Source organism: Treponema sp. OMZ 790 (genome assembly GCF_024181285.1).
Classification (GTDB): Bacteria; Spirochaetota; Spirochaetia; order Treponematales; family Treponemataceae; genus Treponema_B.
Window position 1 is genome coordinate 1,782,691 of the sequence record NZ_CP051201.1, and the last position, 18,135, is coordinate 1,800,825.

At 39.0% G+C, this 18,135-nt stretch carries 16 protein-coding genes; 4 read left to right on the forward strand and 12 right to left on the reverse strand.

The genetic code is table 11. The features are described 5' to 3' along the window. Window positions 1-39: 39 nt before the first annotated feature. The 9 genes from E4O01_RS08690 to E4O01_RS08725 form a co-directional block, all read right to left on the reverse strand. Window positions 40-1,641 (reverse strand): 5'-nucleotidase C-terminal domain-containing protein, encoded by a 1,602-nt coding sequence (locus E4O01_RS08690; RefSeq protein ID WP_253691737.1) that lies wholly within the window; start codon window positions 1,639-1,641, stop codon window positions 40-42. A gap of 97 nt (window positions 1,642-1,738) precedes the next feature. After that, the gene (locus E4O01_RS08695; RefSeq protein ID WP_253691739.1) at window positions 1,739-2,401 is read right to left on the reverse strand and encodes a leucine-rich repeat domain-containing protein; all 663 of its coding nucleotides are present in this window, start codon (window positions 2,399-2,401) and stop codon (window positions 1,739-1,741) included. A gap of 33 nt (window positions 2,402-2,434) precedes the next feature. Further along, window positions 2,435-2,569, reverse strand: a complete 135-nt coding sequence (locus tag E4O01_RS14660; protein WP_256484025.1) for a hypothetical protein — start codon at window positions 2,567-2,569, stop codon at window positions 2,435-2,437. A gap of 431 nt (window positions 2,570-3,000) precedes the next feature. Next, window positions 3,001-3,855 carry an Rpn family recombination-promoting nuclease/putative transposase gene (locus E4O01_RS08700; protein WP_253691741.1) on the reverse strand — a complete coding sequence of 285 codons (855 nt, stop codon included), beginning with the start codon at window positions 3,853-3,855 and terminating at the stop codon, window positions 3,001-3,003. Window positions 3,856-3,921: 66 nt separating this feature from the next. Continuing rightward, window positions 3,922-5,184: a peptidase U32 family protein gene (locus tag E4O01_RS08705; protein WP_253691743.1), complete on the reverse strand. Its 1,263-nt coding sequence runs from the start codon at window positions 5,182-5,184 to the stop codon at window positions 3,922-3,924. Window positions 5,185-5,186: 2 nt separating this feature from the next. Then, on the reverse strand, window positions 5,187-6,095 hold the full coding sequence (locus tag E4O01_RS08710) for an alpha/beta hydrolase fold domain-containing protein (protein ID WP_253691746.1): 909 nt from the start codon (window positions 6,093-6,095) through the stop codon (window positions 5,187-5,189). A 30-nt stretch (window positions 6,096-6,125) separates the two neighbouring features. Then, the gene (locus E4O01_RS08715; protein ID WP_253691748.1) at window positions 6,126-7,916 is read right to left on the reverse strand and encodes an ABC transporter ATP-binding protein; all 1,791 of its coding nucleotides are present in this window, start codon (window positions 7,914-7,916) and stop codon (window positions 6,126-6,128) included. Between the two features lie 46 nt (window positions 7,917-7,962). After that, window positions 7,963-8,547 (reverse strand): RdgB/HAM1 family non-canonical purine NTP pyrophosphatase, encoded by a 585-nt coding sequence (gene rdgB / locus E4O01_RS08720; RefSeq protein ID WP_253691750.1) that lies wholly within the window; start codon window positions 8,545-8,547, stop codon window positions 7,963-7,965. After that, window positions 8,477-9,490, reverse strand: a complete 1,014-nt coding sequence (locus E4O01_RS08725) for a nucleoside-triphosphatase (RefSeq protein WP_253691752.1) — start codon at window positions 9,488-9,490, stop codon at window positions 8,477-8,479. The genes rdgB and E4O01_RS08725 overlap by 71 nt, the downstream gene beginning before the upstream one ends. 252 nt (window positions 9,491-9,742) lie before the next feature. Here E4O01_RS08725 and E4O01_RS08730 point away from each other — a divergent pair, with 252 nt between their 5' ends. Both E4O01_RS08730 and truA read left to right on the forward strand, forming a co-directional pair. Continuing rightward, complete coding sequence (locus E4O01_RS08730) at window positions 9,743-10,618, forward strand: DUF2225 domain-containing protein (protein ID WP_253691754.1); 876 nt, start codon at window positions 9,743-9,745, stop codon at window positions 10,616-10,618. Then, window positions 10,618-11,418, forward strand: coding sequence for a tRNA pseudouridine(38-40) synthase TruA (gene truA, locus E4O01_RS08735; protein WP_253691756.1), 801 nt, complete (start codon window positions 10,618-10,620; stop codon window positions 11,416-11,418). The genes E4O01_RS08730 and truA overlap by 1 nt, the downstream gene beginning before the upstream one ends. Before the next feature lie 44 nt (window positions 11,419-11,462). Here the strand turns inward: truA and E4O01_RS08740 are convergent, their stop codons facing one another. Further along, the gene (locus E4O01_RS08740) at window positions 11,463-12,194 is read right to left on the reverse strand and encodes a PrsW family glutamic-type intramembrane protease (protein WP_253691758.1); all 732 of its coding nucleotides are present in this window, start codon (window positions 12,192-12,194) and stop codon (window positions 11,463-11,465) included. Between the two features lie 52 nt (window positions 12,195-12,246). On the opposite strand from E4O01_RS08740, the gene E4O01_RS08745 reads away from it, so the two are divergent. Both E4O01_RS08745 and E4O01_RS08750 read left to right on the forward strand, forming a co-directional pair. Then, on the forward strand, window positions 12,247-13,002 hold the full coding sequence (locus tag E4O01_RS08745; protein WP_253691760.1) for an NAD-dependent protein deacylase: 756 nt from the start codon (window positions 12,247-12,249) through the stop codon (window positions 13,000-13,002). A gap of 302 nt (window positions 13,003-13,304) precedes the next feature. Next, a complete protein-coding gene (locus tag E4O01_RS08750) occupies window positions 13,305-14,786 on the forward strand; it encodes an HDOD domain-containing protein (RefSeq protein WP_253691762.1) in 1,482 nt (493 codons plus the stop codon). Between the two features lie 13 nt (window positions 14,787-14,799). On the opposite strand, the gene E4O01_RS08755 is transcribed toward E4O01_RS08750, so the two are convergent. Continuing rightward, a complete protein-coding gene (locus E4O01_RS08755; protein WP_371819561.1) occupies window positions 14,800-16,875 on the reverse strand; it encodes a flagellar assembly lytic transglycosylase in 2,076 nt (691 codons plus the stop codon). A 57-nt stretch (window positions 16,876-16,932) separates the two neighbouring features. Then, window positions 16,933-18,000, reverse strand: a complete 1,068-nt coding sequence (locus tag E4O01_RS08760; RefSeq protein WP_253691765.1) for a LysM peptidoglycan-binding domain-containing protein — start codon at window positions 17,998-18,000, stop codon at window positions 16,933-16,935. Window positions 18,001-18,135 lie beyond the last annotated feature (135 nt).

The following is an 18,135-nucleotide window of genomic DNA, read 5'->3' on the forward strand; positions in this document are numbered from 1 at the left end:
GGTGCAAGAATTTTCTACACCGCTTTAATTAAGTTCCTGTTATTTGCTTATATCTTTAATATAATCTACAGGAATGGGTTTAATTTTTTTAGCCTTTTTGATTGCGTCGATAAGGGCATCCCTTATGGATACGCTTTCGGCAGAGTTTTCAGCCTTAGAAAAATCGTAAGAGTCTCCTCCCGTAAACATAAAGCTGTTTACTACAACCTTATATTTTTTATTCATGTCGAGGGGAGTTCCATCCATAAGAGTAATCTTTGTAATTCTGTTTTCAAAGGGCTTTTTGCCGTCATATTCTACCCTAAGTCCTGCAAATTGACCGTCTGTAACATTAGGATTCATAATACCGTGATCAATAGCTTTTTTAATCTCGGAACCGGGAAGATCGAAAACGACGAGGTAGTTATCAAAGGGCATAATCTCATAGAGGTCTCCTACAGTGATATTGCCTGCTGCAAGGGTTCGGCGTAAGCCTCCTCCGTTTTGAATGGCAATATCGACCTTTCCCAGCTGTCGCTGAACCTCGGCAGCCCATGCACCCAAGGCAGTGTTGCTTCCCTTTTCGCTTCGCTCATGAGCAAACTCGGCCTCGGCAATACCGATAACTTCACCCATAATAGGTTTCAGCTCGGTATCAAATTTTGTATAGAGGGCCTTGCCTTTTGCATCTTCGATAAGAGAATCCTTGTGCTTGTAGATTTCGTCTACCATTGGTTCAATCTTTACAATCTTGTTTTTTTCTCCGAAGGTGATGCTGAGTTTACCTACAGCCCGGCCGTGACAATAAGCTTGAAGTATGGGCATACCGTTTGCTTCTCCTGCAACGGTTTGATGGCTGTGAGCCGAAAGAACTGCATCCATGCCCTTAATTTCGGTAAGCTTAACGGCATTTCCGCTTATCTTTCCGTCTTTTTGGAATGAATCGATGTGGGTTAGGGCAATAATTGCATCAGGCTTACCTTCCTTGGCCTTTCCTGCCAAAAGATAGTCCACCCATTCTTGACCTGTTTTTACGGGGTCGGTAAACTCCAAACCGCTTACATGCTCGGCACTGGTCAAGACAGCCGTATCGGGATGAGCAAGACCGATAAAGGCAATCTTGTAGTTTCCTTTGTTTATAATTGAGTAGGGTTTTGCCCAAGACACAGGCTTTCCGCTCTTTTTTTCGACAATGTTAGCAGCCAAGAAGGTAAAGTTTCCGTCCTTTTGCCACTTTGTCATTCGGTTTGAACCCCAGTCAAATTCATGGTTACCTACGGCACAAACCTTAACATTCATCGCCCTCATCATGGCAGAAACGGGAGCTCCATAGGTTAGATTGGATATGGCAGTTCCCTGATAGTTGTCGCCTCCTGCAACCACAATGGTGTTCGGGTTTTCCATTCCGGCAGTGCGGACATAGCCTATCATCTTGGCCATACCTGCATTTTTTCCCTTTCCGGGACGGGTATCTTCTGCAACATTTCCGTGAAAGTCGTTAAAAAGAAGAATATCGACTTGATTTGCAGGGGCCTTTGCCTCAATACCTGCATCCTGACCGCTTACATCGTGGGATTCGGTTTCACATCCTGTAAAGGCAATACCAAGAATGAGAATCATCATCACACAACAAAAAGCTTTAAAGAATTTACTGTGTTTCATAAGCATACTCCTAATAGTTCATTTATAGTTGAATTATACACCAGTATAGAAAAAATTACAAGTTTTCCTAATTCCTAATTATGAATTACCCATTCAATTAAGGTGCTTCATCTATTCTGCCTGCGGGTACGCCTGAGGCGGTGAGGAGGGCTTTTACGCCTGTACCCGTTTTAACCTTAAAGCGGCCTGTTGTATGGTAAAAGGCGTTGGTGCCGATTGCCGTAAGGGGCGGGTTGTTGCACAACCGAAGGTCAAAGTATTCTACCTTATTGCAGCTCTGAAACGCCCCCTTGCCCAAAGAGGCAAGGCTTGCAGGAAACTGCACCGTTCCCGTCATTTTGCAGCCTTCAAAGGCATAGTTGCCGATTGTAAGCGGCTTTGTACACTTGGAAAAATCGAGGGAGCTTACTTTAAAGCAAAAGCTAAAAGCACTTTCACCGATTTTGGTAAGGTTTTCGGGAAGATGCACCTCCGTTATGCCGGTACATTCATAAAAAGCATAGTCGGCAATTTCGGTAATGTCTTCAGGTACGCGCAATATGCCTGCAGGTTTTGCGCCCGTATAGCCTTTAAGCACGGTGCCTTGAATGTTTAATTGTGAAAGAGGTATGGTGATTTCTCCGCCGGAACTTGTACCCCCACCCATGTTACCTCCTCCTGCCGCATTGGGGCAGGCGGTAACCATGAGGGCGAACAATGATGCGGCAAGCACGATGACTGCCGCCCTAATAAATGCGTTTTGTTTAAAAAATGCTTTCATAGAATCCCTCCATAATTTTTAGGTATGATAAGCTCATAGCCTTTGATACTGATCTTTCGCATAGCCGTAGCTGTGTGCATGAACATCCGCAATACAGTCGCGGTCGTTGTCTTTGGTCAGCGTGTTCGGTCTTAAATACACTTCCCAAACGCTTTTCTTTTTTGCCATTTGTTCCTCCTAATGAGTTTTTTATAATTAACCGCTAAGGGCGCCAAGGACGCCAAGAAATTTGAGGCAGATGTTGTGAGATATTCTTTAATTACCCTTTGCGAAGTTGAGCGAAGCTCAACGCTTTGCGATCTTTGCGGTTTATTTAAAAGAGTGCCGAGTAATTATGGGGGCGGTTTCGGTTTTGTCAAGTACCTTGACGGTTTTTTGAGAATATTTATTTATTATACTGTTTAATAGGTTTGTGTTCCCCTTCATACTTACATTATATAACACTTTTTGTCGAATAACAACTTTTTGGGGAAAGTTTTTTGTAATTTATTTTGATAAAGGACGAATGGCGGAAATGCCGAATGACGAACGGCGAGTGAAGGGAAGTTCGAACTTCTTACTTCGACATTCGAACTTTGTATTTCGTACTTCGCACTTCGTTACAGTTTCTCTACTTCTTCGATGCTTAAACCGGTAGCTTTTGCAATATTTTCGATAGGTAAATTCATTGCAATCAGATTTTTTGCCGTTTCGAGCTTGTTCTGGTACGAGCCTTGCTGTATACCAATCATTAGGCTTTCTTGCCTTTGTACTGCGATATCCGTATCATAGTCGTATTCAGCTATTAACATATTTATTACCTCCCGTGATTTTCTCATTAAGTATTCTTTTAAGATTCCCTTTTCTATACATATCTTTACTGCATTGGTAAAGCCGTTTTCAGGATCGAGTTGTGTTTGAATTCTCACTTCCTCAACAAAGAGACTGTATTCGTCTAAGGTCTTACAGCGGTTTAGCACCTCAGCTCCCTTATTCTTGTTTATGTTAAATACTTTTACTTCAAGTTCCAGCGGTATCCGTTCAGGCTTTGTAATAAAGGCATCCGACAACTTTAGCGTTGTAGTTTCAGGATAATCTTCAACACCATTGTAAAAAACATAAAACTCCGGTGTTGGAATTTTGGATAGTTTTCTTAAATACCTGTCTTCCGGTGCTTGTATTTTTTCGTAGAGCCTTGCTATATATTGTAAGAAGCGCAAAGGCATATTTTCGTTTATGGTAGACTGATGTTCAGCCAACACAATTATTTTACCGTCGACAAGACAAGAAACATCGTTGATAATGTTCATGTACATGACATTATCAAGCCTTATATTTTCTACAGGGCACGACAGTTGCAGATTAGTACCGTGCAAGGCGTTATAAAGAGATAAAAAGTTTTCCTTTGCCTTTTCGTCTTCACTGAAAAGATCAACGAATACCGAATCTTTGTATTTTCTGTTTGAAGTACTCATAACGGCCACCTCTACTCACATTTATTATAGCATAGGTTAGGCATTTTTTCAATTAAGCGAGGCGGGTTAATTTGTAACTAAGTTTTCCCTGCACCTTACCAAAAACTTTTCGGCGATGGGCTTATCGGTTTTGATGATACAGGGGTGGCCGTGGCAGACCCAGTCCATTTTTTCTTTTGTATCGGGTTTAAAAAGGGTATAGCCCGTATCTACAATAGAACAAATATCGGGGCCGACATATTCGAGAGGGATGCCTGAATCTATCTTGTTCATCGAAATAAACTCGTATTCGTTTTCTGACAATTTTTTGCCGATTTTGCCTGCCAGCATGTAGGGGGACTTCGACTCGCCCGCGGTGGTTTTGTTTGCTTCCGCACTCGAAAAATAAAAGCCCGTGGTAAATTCCCTATGGGCAGTATTGTACAATTCTTCAACAAAGGGAGAAGCTTCATCGGCGCTTATCTTTCCGTTTAAAAAATCTATTTTTTTTCGGTAGGCCCTCGTGGTCAAGGCGGTATAGTAAATGCTTTTCATACGGCCTTCTATTTTTAGCGAATCCGCTCCGGCTTCTTTCATCTTGTCGAGGTAGTCTATCATGCAAAGATCCTTTGAAGAAAAAAGAGCCGTATAGTTTTCGCCTTCTTCTACGGGGAAAAGCTCTCCCTTCCGCTCCGACTCTTCAACAAAGAATTCTTCCTTAGGCTTTTCGGAATACATCTTGTAGTTCCAGCGGCAAGAATGGGTGCAGGATCCGGCATTTGCACTTCGGTCGGTAAGGTAGGCACTTATAAGGCAGCGCCCCGAATAAGAAATACACATTGCCCCGTGCACAAAACATTCAAGTTCCATTTCGGGAACCCGCTGCTTTATCTCGCGTACATCCTCAAGGCTTGCTTCCCTTCCCAAAACCACACGGGAAAAGCCCAAGTCCCTGTAAGCCTTCACGGCCTCATAGTTTATGCAGTTTGCCTGAGTGCTTAAATGAAGCGGAATGTCGGGAAAGTTTTCTTTTAAAATTCGGGCGGCTCCCAAGTCTTGGACGATAAAGGCATCGAAGGGATATTGTTTAAAATATTGGACCTCGGACAACAAGTTTTTTAAGTCCTCATTATGAAAGCTTATATTTATTGCGCAATAAAGTTTTTTTGTTAAGCCACGCTTTTTATATTCTTCTTTTAAAAGAGAAATATTTTTATATTCTTCTCCCGAAAAATTATCGGCCTTAGCCCTAAGAGAAAAGTTTTTTAACCCTATATAAGCTGCATCGGCTCCGTACTCCCATGCATAATCCAATTTTTCAAAATTGCCCGCGGGCGCAAGAAGTTCCATTTTTATTCCCCTATATCGAAAAATGCCCCGATCTTTTTTCCTATGGCCTCTACTGCAAGATGAGCATTTGAAAAATAGTCGGGAACGGCTTGAAACAAATGAGGCATACCGTCAATTTTTTCAAATTCAACAAAACTTCCGGCCTTTTCGATTTTTTCGCAAAGACGGATTGAATCATCCAAAAGAATCTCATTACTTCCGCATTGAATAAAAACAGGAGGGAAGTTTTCAAAGCTTCCAAAAATGGGAGAAACAAGTTCATTGGTAAGATTTTTTTCTTCGGTGTATAATTGGGCAGCGCCCGCAAGAATCCCTTGAGAAAAAACAAAGTCTTTCTTTCGGTTGGCATTCAGTCCTTCACTTGAACAGGTTAAATCGGCCCATGGAGAAAATAAGACAATTAATGCAGGAAGAGGAAGATGTTTATTTTTTAAATAATGAATGAGCGAAATAACCAAACCGCCCCCTGCTCCGTCTCCTGCCAAAACAAGATTGCCGGGATCTGCAGTATGAGTTTCTACAAGTTTTGCATAAACCTTGTAAACATCTTCAAGCGCTGCAGGGAATGGGTTTTCGGGAGACAATTTATATTCGGGCAGATATAGAGCCGAAGAAGCTTCATGAGCAAGCCCCGCACAAAAAGAGCGGTAAGCTTTTTTTGTGCCGCTTATAAAAGAACCTCCATGAGCATATAGGATTACCCTGCCTGACACCGCCATCTCAGGCTTTAATACATCGGTATCGACACCGCGCAATTCGATTTCGGATAAGTCTACATTGTTCGGTACATGAGGAGAATAAAGAATATCGTCATAGGCAAGACGCAACTCGTCTATTGTGTGTTTTCGGGAAAGTGTTGCTTTTTTAAATTTCTTTTTTAAATCTCTTAAATCCTTTAATGCATTTTGCACCTGACTGTCTCCATATTAAATTAAGATCGATCAAAACTCATCAAGTTTTCGTAAATTTGCATATATTCCGTTTAAACTTAAAAGCTCCTCGTGAGTGCCTCTTTCCATTATTCCTTCATCGGTAACTACCAAAATCGTATCGGCATTTCTTATTGTAGAAAGACGGTGAGCTATAACTATTGTCGTTCTCTCCTCCGAAAGTTCTTCAATAGCTTTTTGAATTAAAATTTCGTTTTCGGTATCGAGGGCCGAAGTTGCCTCGTCCAATATCAAAATCGGAGGATTTTTTAAAAAGACTCTGGCAATCGAGATTCTCTGTTTTTGCCCGCCTGAAAGTCTTACGCCCCTCTCCCCCACATAGGAATTATAACCGTCCTCCAAACTCATAATAAAATCGTGAATATGGGCATTTTTAGCGGCCTCAATAATTTCTTCATCGGAAGCATCGGGCTTACCGTAAGCTATGTTCTCTTTTATGGTTCCGCCGAAAAGATAAACATCCTGCTGAACAATTCCGATATTTTCACGCAAGGACTTTAGTTTTAAATCTCTGATGTCTTTTCCGTCTATGCTTATCTTTCCGTTTATCACATCATAAAAGCGCGGAAGAAGGGAGCATATCGTCGTCTTTCCTCCGCCCGATGGGCCTACAAGAGCGAGAGTCTTGCCTGCAGGGACATCGATGGAAATATTTTTTAAGATTGTTGTAGTTTCATTGTAGCTGAAATCGACGTTTTCGTATTTTATATTTCCTTTTACATCTTTAAGCTCGACTGCATTTTCTTTTTCGGTAATTTCCGGTGCTGTTTCTACAATCTGCAAAAAGCGCTTAAAACCGGCAGCTCCCTTTTGGAACATTTCGGTAAAATTAATAAGTAAATTTATCGGAGCTATATAGATATTTATGTACAAAACATAGATGGTCAAATCGGGGATTGTAAGCTCATTCCTTGCAACAAAAAAACTTCCGGCCAAAACTGTTACGATAAAAAACAAGCCCTGCAAAAGACCGTTTACGGCAAAAAATTCTCCCATCTGCCTGTAGTTTATATATTTGGAATGAACAAAGGCTTCGTTCGCCGTATCGAATTTTTTGCTCTCCAACTCTTCGTTTGCAAAGGACTGCACTACCCTTATCCCCGAAAGAGTGTCCTGAACCTGAGAATTTATTCCGGCTATTGTTTTGCGGTTGAGCATAAAAATTTTACGCATCTTTTTGTTTTGAAAAAAAGTAAAGATGAACATGAGCGAAGTAACCGAAGCCAAAATCAAGGTCAGCCTTACATTTATAAAACAAAGGAGAGCAAAAGAACCTATTATTTTAAGAAAAGAAATAAAAAGGTTTTCAGGTCCGTGGTGTGCCAGTTCCGAAATATCGAAAAGGTCTGAAACAATCCGCGAAATCATATCTCCCGTTTTGTTTTGGTCGTAATATGAAAAGGAAAGACGCTGCATGTGGTTAAAAAGGTCATTCCGCATATCCCTTTCCATGCGGGCGCCCATTATATGTCCCCATGAAGTTATAAAATATTGGGCAAAATATCTTATTATATAAAGCCCCAAAAGAATGACGGCAATCACCATACCAAGGTAGATGACGGCAGAAGCCCTTACATCAAAATTAAAGATAGTTTTATCCGAAAAAAGCAATACTTCTCCGCTTCTTATTTTTGGAATTATCCTTGTCAGGTATCTTATTACCTGCGGGAATACCAAGTCTACTACCGAGACCAGAAGAGCACAAAATAGATCAAAGAAAAATAAAAATTTATAAGGCTTGTAATAGGCCGCAAATTTTAAAAAGGTGCTTTTTTTCTGCATATTTTTTATCATATACGATAAGAAAAAAAAAGTAAATAGGCGATTTTTAAAGACTGCTTATAAATTTTGAGATTGACGCAAGAGCCCTTCCCCTATGCGAAACGGAGTTCTTTTCTTCCGGCTTAAGTTCTGCAAAGGTTTTTCCAAACTTTTCTACAAAAAATATAGGGTCGTACCCGAAACCTCCGGAACCCGCAGGTTTTTCGGTTATGCAGCCTTCGCAAGTTTCCTGCACCGAGTAAAAGCGGTTTTTATCTAAAAGAAGAATCATACAGCAAACAAACCGGGCGCTGCGTTCTTTTACCCCTTTTAATTCTGCAAGAACCTTGATGATACCGGCCTCAGCCGATACATGTTCCCCGTCAAGAGAACCGTATCTTGCCGAATGTACTCCCGGTGCTCCGTTTAAAAAGTCGATACAAAGCCCCGAATCATCTGCAAGGACAGGGGCTTTTACTATATTGTAAAGGGCCTCAGCCTTTATCATTGAATTTTCAAAAAAAGAACTTCCCGTTTCTTCAGGATCAAATTCTATATTTTCTTCTTTGGGTAAAACAATTTTATGCTCCGGAAGCAGCTCTTGCACTTCCTTTTTTTTGTTTATATTTCCCGATGCCAAGTATATTTTCATGTTTTTGAGTATACCACATTTTTAAACTCTTAGCAATATTTTTATCGATTGTACCCTTGCACACATTTATGCACTTTCCTATGTCGGTGCTGCTTGGACATTTTATCTGCCGCCTATTAAGATCTTGCGCTTTTAACCATAAATACCGATTATATTTTAAAGAAAAACAAAGTTGATCAAATTGACGCTTTGTATTGTAAGTATTAAATAAAAGATATTTAAAAAGCTGAATCTTTATATAATAATTATTTCTATTGCAAATATGATAATTGATTTTTTCCAAACGCTTAAAACAAGAAACCTTTAAATCTTGAAGAATGCAGCACAAAAATTCCGGATCCATTTTAATCTCAGCCGATATTTTTTCTATCAAATCATCATCCAAAAAAAAGCAAGCCTTACAAGCCAATAAAAAAATTCTTCTGTGTTTACACGGCATACTAAAATAAAGAGCTCTCCTGTGTTCCAATTCCATTTTTGAAATTACGCTTCCTTGAAAAGGCCCGTAATCGCCCTCATCTTTACAATAAGAAGGTTCGTGTTCGGCAGCATAAAAGTTGAAATTTTCATTTAAATCATATTCATTCACCAGATACCCCAATCTTGAACCTTCCTGCTTGGCTATAACGGCATTATGTATCTCATTCCGCACATTTTTACATTTAAACGTTAAATAATAAAACCGGATATGACTTGTCATATAGGTATAAAAACTCGATAATTCGGGCTTATAATTTTCCAAAAGTCTTGGAATTCTATAATAGAATTTACATACAAAATCGCTGCGCAAATCTTCATCCCGAAAGTAAACTCCAAAACTTTCCAGATTCACATAAATAATTTCAAATAGTTCCATCAAAAGTTTTTGTTTTATTGAAGGGTTAGTTTTATTATTTTTGTAGGCCTTGACAATTTCTTCTCCTTTTTCTAAACTAAAATTCACTTTTATCTCCTTTTAACTTTAATAATAATGTATTTATACAAGCAAAAAGGATGCAAAGCGTAAGTTCAAAAAAAAGACATTATTGGATATTTTTAGGCGGTTAAAAACAAAAAAAACAAATTTTTCATTTTTTGTATGATGAACACAAAAAAGCATCAATAAAAAAATGAGATCTTAACATAAAAATATTGGAGCTTTTGAGTATTCAAAATACAAAAAAATACCGATAATCAAAAACGGGAGAATAAAATTATGATAAGAAAACATGTAGAAAAGGAATCGCGTACAGGCAGTATAACTTTTTATTCAAAAGAACAAGTACAGTGCCCCATTTGCAGCACAAAATTCAAAAGAGAAGAATTACATTCGGGAGGAGGACGCCTGATAGCCGGCGATCTTACAGACGAATTACGCAGGCTTTATGAACCGTCGGCAAAATACGGCGAAATCTTTCCAACCGTGTACAACTTAACCGTCTGCCACAAATGCCTTTATACTGCATTTCCGCAAGATTTTTCGGTTCCGCCCCGGCCGATTATCGAAAAACTTTTTGAAAATACTGAAGCAAGATATGATGCAATAAAAGGCCTTTTTCACAATATCGACTTTACAAAATCCAGAGGATTAAATGAAGGGGCAGCATCATATTATCTTGCAATTATGTGCTATGAAGTCTTTGAAGAAAAATTCTCACCTACAATAAAACAAGCCATATGCGCAATCAGAGCTGCATGGCTTTTCGATGAACTTGGAAAAAAATACCCTGAAGAAAATTATAAATATGTTTCGGATCTGTTTTACCAAAAAGCAACCTTCCTCTACCGAAGAGCTCTTGAATTGGAATCGACCGGAGAAGAAATAATTGCGGGCTTAAAATCTTTCGGCCCGGATGTGGATAAAAACTACGGCTACGACGGAATAATCTATCTTTCGGCCCTGCTTGAATATAAATACGGACAAAAAATCGACATGGAAATGCGCCTAAAGCGCTTGGATTATCACAAATTTGCCCTTGCAAAGATGTTCGGCCTCGGTAAATCAAGCAAAAATAAGCCCGGCCCGATCTTGGAAGCTGCGAGAAGTCTCTATGACATACTCAAGGTAGAGTTAAAGGATGTGGAAGAGTAATGGAGGCTGCTCAAGACCAAAAAAACATTCTCTTAACAGTGTCCTATGACGGCACAAATTTTTGCGGCTGGCAAAAACAAACCAAGGAAGGAAACGAAACTTTTCGTACCGTTCAAGGAGAATTAGAAAAAGCCTTAGCAAAAATTCATAAACATCCGATCGAAACCAACGGCTCAGGCCGAACCGATTCGGGTGTTCATGCAGCACGTCAGGCTGTAAATTTTTTCAGCGATATAAAAAGCATGAGGGCTGCAAATTTTTTACCTGCCCTTAACTCGATCCTGCCTAAAGACATAAGGATAATGGAAGCGGCCGAGGTATCTTCTCTTTTACATGCCCGGTTTAATGCTCTTTCAAGAACTTACAGATACCGAATCAAATGCGGAAAAACGGTCTTTGCCCATGAGCAGCCCTATGTTTGGCACATAAGACGCTATCCCGATATAGCCATCTTAAATGAAATGGCCTCGTGCCTTTCAGGCGAATTGGATTGCACGGCTTTTTCGGCCGCAGGCGACCAAAGCATAAGTAAATCGCGTTATATCAAAAAAGCGGTCTTCTTTATGGAAAATGACTACCTGATTTTTGAAATATCCGCAAATGCTTTTTTGTGGAAGATGGTGCGATCCATAGTCGGCACTCTTTTACATTTAGAAGAAACAGGAGCCGGAAAAAAAGAATTTAAAGCTGTCTTGGAATCAAAAAAACGAGAAAAGGCAGGCCCGACCGCCCCTCCGCAAGGGCTTTTTCTATGGTCAATAGAATATCCTGCAGATTTGCTCAAAGCCGGCATTGATTAACTCTGTAAAGCCGGCATTGGTTAACTCGGTAAGGCCGGCATGGGTTAATTGCTCTTAAAGCGGTCATATCTGCTTACTGCATTTGAAACGACAAAAAGCACAATAGCCGCCCCAAAAATTATAAAATATGAACCTATCGAAAAAAACATATTATAAAGACCGTGTATACTCCATGTAACCAGAAGAGGTTTTATAAGCTGTTTTTTCTTTTGCACCATACTTATTTCGAGATAATACACTCCCAATCCTGCATGCAAAATATTCGAAGTTATACTTCTAATCCAAATCGATTCGGGATACCTTATCGTATAGGCAATATTTTCAAAAGAAGCAAAAATCAAACCGTAAAAAACCGATAAAAGCATGAGAGTTCTTATATTTGCGCGGTTTTGAGCCGGAGTAACCTCGTCAATATTCATCATCTTATCAGCCCAAAGCAGTTTTACGAAAATAGAAAAAAGCAGAGCTTTAACGGTTTCTTCAGGCAAAGAAGAATGAATAAAGCTGTCAAAAAGAATTCCGCGCGTATATCCTGCCCTTTGCAAAAAATCTTGAGACAAAAAATATATAATGGTTTGCATTAAAATCGAGATAAGAACCGCAAAAAATGAAAACAAAAAAATATATAACAGCGGTTTAACCGATAAATTTTCTTTCCGCCTGACAATAAAAGCACAAATAATTGAAGAAGCAAAAGAAAGAAACACGATTAAGGCAATCTGCATATCATAAGAATACATTGAAAAAGAATTAAATTCAAGGGGTTTACCGTACAAGGTCTTTATTTTGAACAGAAAATAACTTATAATATTAAATGGAGATAAGACTATGGATAAAGAAAAAAATGATTATGACAAACTTTTTTCTGCAATCATCGAAGCAAAACACCTTACAGCCTTTACCGGAGCAGGAATAAGTACTCTGGCCGGCATCAAAGACTTTAGAGGAAAAGACGGCCTTTATAAGCAGCCTGATACCGAAAAAATGTTCGATATAGACGTATTCTACCGCGATCCTTCCGTCTACTATGGTCTGGCAAAAGAATTTATATACGGATTAGACGATAAAAAGCCGGCAATCGTACATACCGTCCTTGCCGAACTCGAAAAAAGAGGTATCCTAAAAGCCGTCATCACCCAAAACATCGATTTACTCCACCAAAAAGCAGGAAGCAAAAATGTAATTGAGGTACACGGTTCCCCATCGGTTCACTACTGCATAAACTGTTCCTACACCCAAACCTTTGAAGAAACTGCAAAAACGGCCAAAACAGGAGCCGTTCCCAAATGCCCTAAATGCGGCGGCACCATAAAACCTGCAATAACATTTTTCGGTGAAGCTTTACCTCAAAAAGCCGTCATGCAGGCAGAAATAGAAGCATCAAAAACGGATTTTATGCTCGTTTTAGGCACGAGCCTTTTAGTCTATCCTGCAGCAGCCCTTCCTGCCTACACACTCAGAAACGGGGGCAAAATAGCCATCGTAAACGACCAGCCGACACAATTTGACTCTTATGCAGAGATTTTATGCGATGATTTGGGAGAAACTTTCGAAAAAATCGATAAAAAGTTAAAAAATTTATAGTTTTTTTTAAAATTCTATTGACAAAAAAGTAAGAATATGGTAACTTAGATTTAGGCACAGATTGCAGGTAGTTATCCAAAATTACCTGCGTAAAGCGTTCATAAAAGTATTTATATGTGAATGGTTTATACTCTATTTTAATCGCCCCGGTCCGCATACTCCCGGGGCGATTTTTTTTATATATACCATGTAAACATTCAAGATTTAGGACTTAAAAGCCGATAAACAAATCGAGATATATTTACCATAAATAATTTAAAAGGGTATTTATTTTTTTTTATTTATGTGTTAGGATGTAATACATGGAAAAAGATAAAAGAATAATTGTTGATTCAGAAAAGATTGAAACGGCCATACGTTTGGGTGTACCTATAGCTATAACTTCTTATACCTTGCCTAAAGAAACCGAAGTTTATATTACGGATGTTATTTCGGAATTTTTAAAGCAGCTTCATTGTACCGATATTACGGACTATATCGTATATTATACAAATGAGCTTACAACAAACGCAAAAAAAGCCAATACAAAGAGAGTTTATTTTAAAGAAAAAGGACTTGATATTTCGGACTCCGAAGATTACGACCGCGGAATGCAGGATTTTAAAGATGATACAATTTCGAACATGGAACACTACCTTGCTCTTCAAAAAAAAGCCGGTCTTTACATTAAAATGTCTCTCCAGTTAAAACAGGAAAATATAGTGCTTGAAGTAAGTAATAATTCGGCACTGACCAGACAAGAATTTAAACGAATTTTCGATAAAATAGTCAGAGCACGGCAATTTTCATCATTGGATGAAGCCTTTACCCAAGTTTTGGACAACACCGAAGGCGCAGGACTCGGTCTTGTTATCATGGTCTTAATGCTTAAAAAAATGGGACTCAACGAAAAGGCCTACCAAATAGATGTTTTAGACGGCGTTACCGTCAACAGAGTTACGATACCTCTTAAACTAGAGCTTAAGAAAGAAGCTGAACCTCTTACAAAGGCCATTGTAGAGTACATTAACGAAATACCCCAGTTTCCTGAAAATATTATGCAGATACAAAGGGCTATTAACGATCCTGATTCAAAAATGCAAAAAATTGCCCAGCTTATAAGCAGCGATATCGGATTGGCTACAGACCTTTTGAAACATGTAAACTCGGTAGCTTTCGGCCTTTCAAAACCCTGTATGAACATAGTAGAAGCCGTTAAGTTTGTCGGATTGAGAGGTATACAAAACCTCCTCTATTCGGTAGGTACGATTAAAATATTGGAAACAACCGAAAACGAACAAAAACAAATATGGGAAAATGCCTACAGACTAGCCTTTTTCTCTTTAAATGTTGCAAAGCTCACAGGAAAACGTACTATAGTTGATGATGCATATATTTGCGGTCTTCTCCATGACCTCGGTAAAATTATCCTCGGATCTATGTATCCCGAATTAGTTGTAAAACTTGCAGAAATTCAGGCAGAAAGGAATATTCCGCCTCAGGTTATGGACATGATTATGAGCGGAATGGCTCAGGCCGAAATAGGAGCAACCCTTGCAGAAAAATGGAATTTCCCCGAGCCTATAGTGGTAACAATAAGATATCAGGATAACTTTGAAGCCGCGCCCGAAGAACACCGGGAATTGGTCGAAAGCGTTTGTTTTGCCGACTTCATGCTTAATTTCTCTCAAGGAAAAATAGAATATTATCAAATTCCTGAAGTATTGCTGAAAAGATTTAAAATAAAATCGGAAGAACAGCTGCACAAACTTTGTGAGCGCTTCGAGTTCGCTTTTACAAAGTAATTTAACAAAAGTTTTATTTTTTTATATCCGGAAAAAGTTCTTTTATAATCTCGCCGTAATTCTTGTTATAGTATAGGTGTCCGTAAATGATGGCTGCTGCAAGAACGTTTCGTCCGTAGCCCCTTGTTTCGGCATATGCAAGGCTTTCCAAAAATAAGTCTACCGGTAAAGAACCGGCTTCCCTCACCCACCGTTTTACGGCATTGGGGCCTGCATTATAAGAAAAAAGAGCGTGCATAATTTTTCCGTTATTGCGGCGGATCATATCGGAAAGATAAAAGGCTCCAAAGCGGATATTTGTATCGGGATCATTTAGGTCATATGTTTTAAGTTTTAAGCGGCGTGCAATATCGGCGGCAGTGGGTTTCATAAGCTGGGCAAGACCGACAGCGCCGGCATGCGAAACCACTTCCGGTTTAAAATAGCTTTCACTTCTCAACAAGGCATACAGAAGATATTCGGGTAAATTATACTCTGCCGAATATCTTTTAACGGATTCCTGCCATGGCCGGGGATACATCAGTTTTAAGTGATCTTCATTAAATTGTGAACCTTCCGAGTTTACGGCAAAAGACATAATCTTCATAGAATCGGCATAATATCCGTTTTGAGCCGCAGCCCTCGAAAATACAGCAGCTTCTTCCGTACTTATCTGAGGATACAAAAGCACTATATTACCGTAAAGATGGGAATAAAGTTTATACTTTACGAGCCCCTCAAGAATTTTGCTTGAATCTTCATCGGAAAATTCGCTGTTCGATTTTCTTTTATAATTTTTTCCGTAAGATGCTGAAGCAAGAGGAGCTTCAAGCTGATAGGCAGCCATAACCCTGTAATAAAAAAAACTATGATCTTTTTCGTAGGCTTCACGATAAAGTTTTTGGGCATCAGCTTGAGGTAAACTTTGCGAACGCGCAAGAATATATGAATGGCGGGCTTGAGCCGAAACCAATTTGGTTTTTTGGACAGCTTTTTGAAGTTTTTGGAGCCCCTTCCAATCCTGTGAAGACACCAGTTTCATGCAGGCATGGGCAGTAAGCTCTTCATATACCGAAGGATTTTTCCACTCAGGGGCAGATGAACAAAGCTCATCAAAAAACACCTTAAATGATCTTTTTCTTTCTATGTCGAGAATATACCAAAGGGCAACATCATAGTCATAGGGAAGAGGCGGATAGGATTTAGCTTTTTTAAAAAGCAAAAGAGCCTTTTCCACATTATCCCGGCCGCCCATTTTTAAACGCATTCGGGCAGCATAAAAAGCATATATGTATTTTTGAACAATGTAATCGGAATTGGTTTTTGAGTTTTTTTCAAAAAAATCCAGCCTATTTTCAAAAAACAAGACATCTGAAGAATAGTCGGCTGAACCTGATAAAGCCGCCTTTCCGGCATCCGATAATACAAGTCTATTTTCAAAATAGGGAGAATCTTCTTTTTCCATTAAACTTTTAAAGATGGGCCATGCATCCTTAAATTGAGATTCAAAGGTTAATTTTCTTGCTCTCAGAATATCAAAAAAATCGTCTCCGTATGATTTTAAGGCAGCCTTATTTTTTTCTACATTTTTTAAAGCTTCGATAATTTCGGCATCGAATTTTTGTGTGTTAAGATAGTCGGGCAAAGGCTTTTCCATTTTTTTAAAATTTCCCGACAGAAAAAGAAGTCTTTGAATTTCGGGTCTTATCTTTTCATCAGTTTTTGCATCTAATTTGAGGGCTTCGGGTAAAGCAAGTTTTTCTTCAAGTTTTTTAAGCTTTTCTTCATTGGAAAGAAGACTGTAAAGCTCATTGCCGGCAAGTTTTTTATAGGGTTCAGGTGAGTTTTTGAGAGCATACTCAAAATAGGTCACGGCCGACTTATCGTAAATTCTTTTATCTGAAGGCCTAACAGCAGCTTTTTTGAGAGCAAGACCTATATAATAAGGAGATGAAGGATCGGTATTATAAAGTTTTTTAAGCTCACGAGCATCCGGTTTTAAAAAACGGTAAAAATTACCTGAGTAGAGGTCGTCAATCAGGCGAGCTTCTTCATTTTTATCGTAGGAGCCCGCGCATGACAAACCGGAAAGACAAAAGCAAAAACACAATAATACCGAAACAAAGCGAATAAAAAACTTGGGTTTTATAAAACTATCCTCGTAAACTTATTTAGGCGGAATATCTATGTAAGTACCGGCTATAATAAGACTGGGATTTTTGATTTTATTGTAATCCGCTATCTTTTTGTAAAGCCAAGGTGTTTTATAAAAAGTTTCCGATAAATCCCAAAGAGTATCGCCCCATTTAATCTTGTACCGCACTACACCTTGTGAATTTACAGTTGTTTTCTTTTGAGATTCAGCCTTTTTCTTTGCCTCAGCTTTTTGTTTGGCTTCTTCATCGGTCTTCTTTTTAGCCTCAGCCTTTTGCCTTGCTTCATCTTCGGCTTTTTTCTTGGCCTCAGCCTTTTGTCTTTCTTCTTCTTCAGCTTTTCGCTTAGCTTCGGCAGCGGCTTTTTCTGCAGCATCTTCTTTTGGAACCGTAGAAGTCGTAGCATTTACATCCTTTTTGGATTCCTGCATTTTTTCAACCTTTTCGGGTGCAGAGGCTATCATATCCTTATCTGCAAAAGGCATTTTTTTTGTCAAAAGAAGGATGGCAAAAACCAAAGCAGTTATACATAAAATTATTATAAGAACGATGAGCCAAAGAGGCATCTTCTTCTTTTTCTCATTTTTTTCTTCATTGTTGCCGTAAAGTTGAGAATCGGCTTGAGATTGAGTTTCAAAAACATCATCAATGGAAGATTCGTCATTATCCTTTGCAAAAAAATCGTCACCTGTGTCCTCATCAAAAGATTCATCAAATGACGCAAAATCGAAATCTATGCCGTCAAGGCTTGCTTCATCAAGATTTTTTAATGAAACTTTTAACGATTGGTGAGAGCCGGAACCTTCATCTAAAGCCTCAGCCGAAAGATTTTTTTCTTCATCAAGCTTTATTTTTAAATTTATGGTAGGATCCCCTGCAGAGCCCGCAGAAACTTCCTCTACAATGAGAGAACCTATATATTCGGGGTCTTCTTCTTCAAATTTTTTAAATAAATTTATCTGAACACTTTCCTGATTATCCCTTACCGTGGTCAATTCCAAAGACTGTTCGGACAGAGCATCTTCATCCAAAATCGGAAAAAATGTCCCATCTGCAAGTTTGATTCCTATTTTTGAAGCCATATTGTCCTCCTGCAAAATTCCAAATTTTATACTTCTTTATAGCATCTATAACTATTCTAAACACAAAATCGGTTCTTGTCAATAAATCTAAAACAAAAACTCCAATAAACTTATCGGCCGCATTCTCCTTTAAAT

Coding starts and splice junctions, on each gene's coding strand:
- E4O01_RS08690 (WP_253691737.1), bottom strand. CDS start 1,641: ATGAAACACAGTAAATTCTTTAAAGCTTTTTGTTGTGTGATGATGATT.
- E4O01_RS08695 (WP_253691739.1), bottom strand. CDS start 2,401: ATGAAAGCATTTTTTAAACAAAACGCATTTATTAGGGCGGCAGTCATC.
- E4O01_RS14660 (WP_256484025.1), bottom strand. CDS start 2,569: ATGGCAAAAAAGAAAAGCGTTTGGGAAGTGTATTTAAGACCGAACACG.
- E4O01_RS08700 (WP_253691741.1), bottom strand. CDS start 3,855: ATGAGTACTTCAAACAGAAAATACAAAGATTCGGTATTCGTTGATCTT.
- E4O01_RS08705 (WP_253691743.1), bottom strand. CDS start 5,184: ATGGAACTTCTTGCGCCCGCGGGCAATTTTGAAAAATTGGATTATGCA.
- E4O01_RS08715 (WP_253691748.1), bottom strand. CDS start 7,916: ATGCAGAAAAAAAGCACCTTTTTAAAATTTGCGGCCTATTACAAGCCT.
- rdgB (WP_253691750.1), bottom strand. CDS start 8,547: ATGAAAATATACTTGGCATCGGGAAATATAAACAAAAAAAAGGAAGTG.
- E4O01_RS08730 (WP_253691754.1), top strand. CDS start 9,743: ATGATAAGAAAACATGTAGAAAAGGAATCGCGTACAGGCAGTATAACT.
- truA (WP_253691756.1), top strand. CDS start 10,618: ATGGAGGCTGCTCAAGACCAAAAAAACATTCTCTTAACAGTGTCCTAT.
- E4O01_RS08745 (WP_253691760.1), top strand. CDS start 12,247: ATGGATAAAGAAAAAAATGATTATGACAAACTTTTTTCTGCAATCATC.
- E4O01_RS08750 (WP_253691762.1), top strand. CDS start 13,305: ATGGAAAAAGATAAAAGAATAATTGTTGATTCAGAAAAGATTGAAACG.
- E4O01_RS08760 (WP_253691765.1), bottom strand. CDS start 18,000: ATGGCTTCAAAAATAGGAATCAAACTTGCAGATGGGACATTTTTTCCG.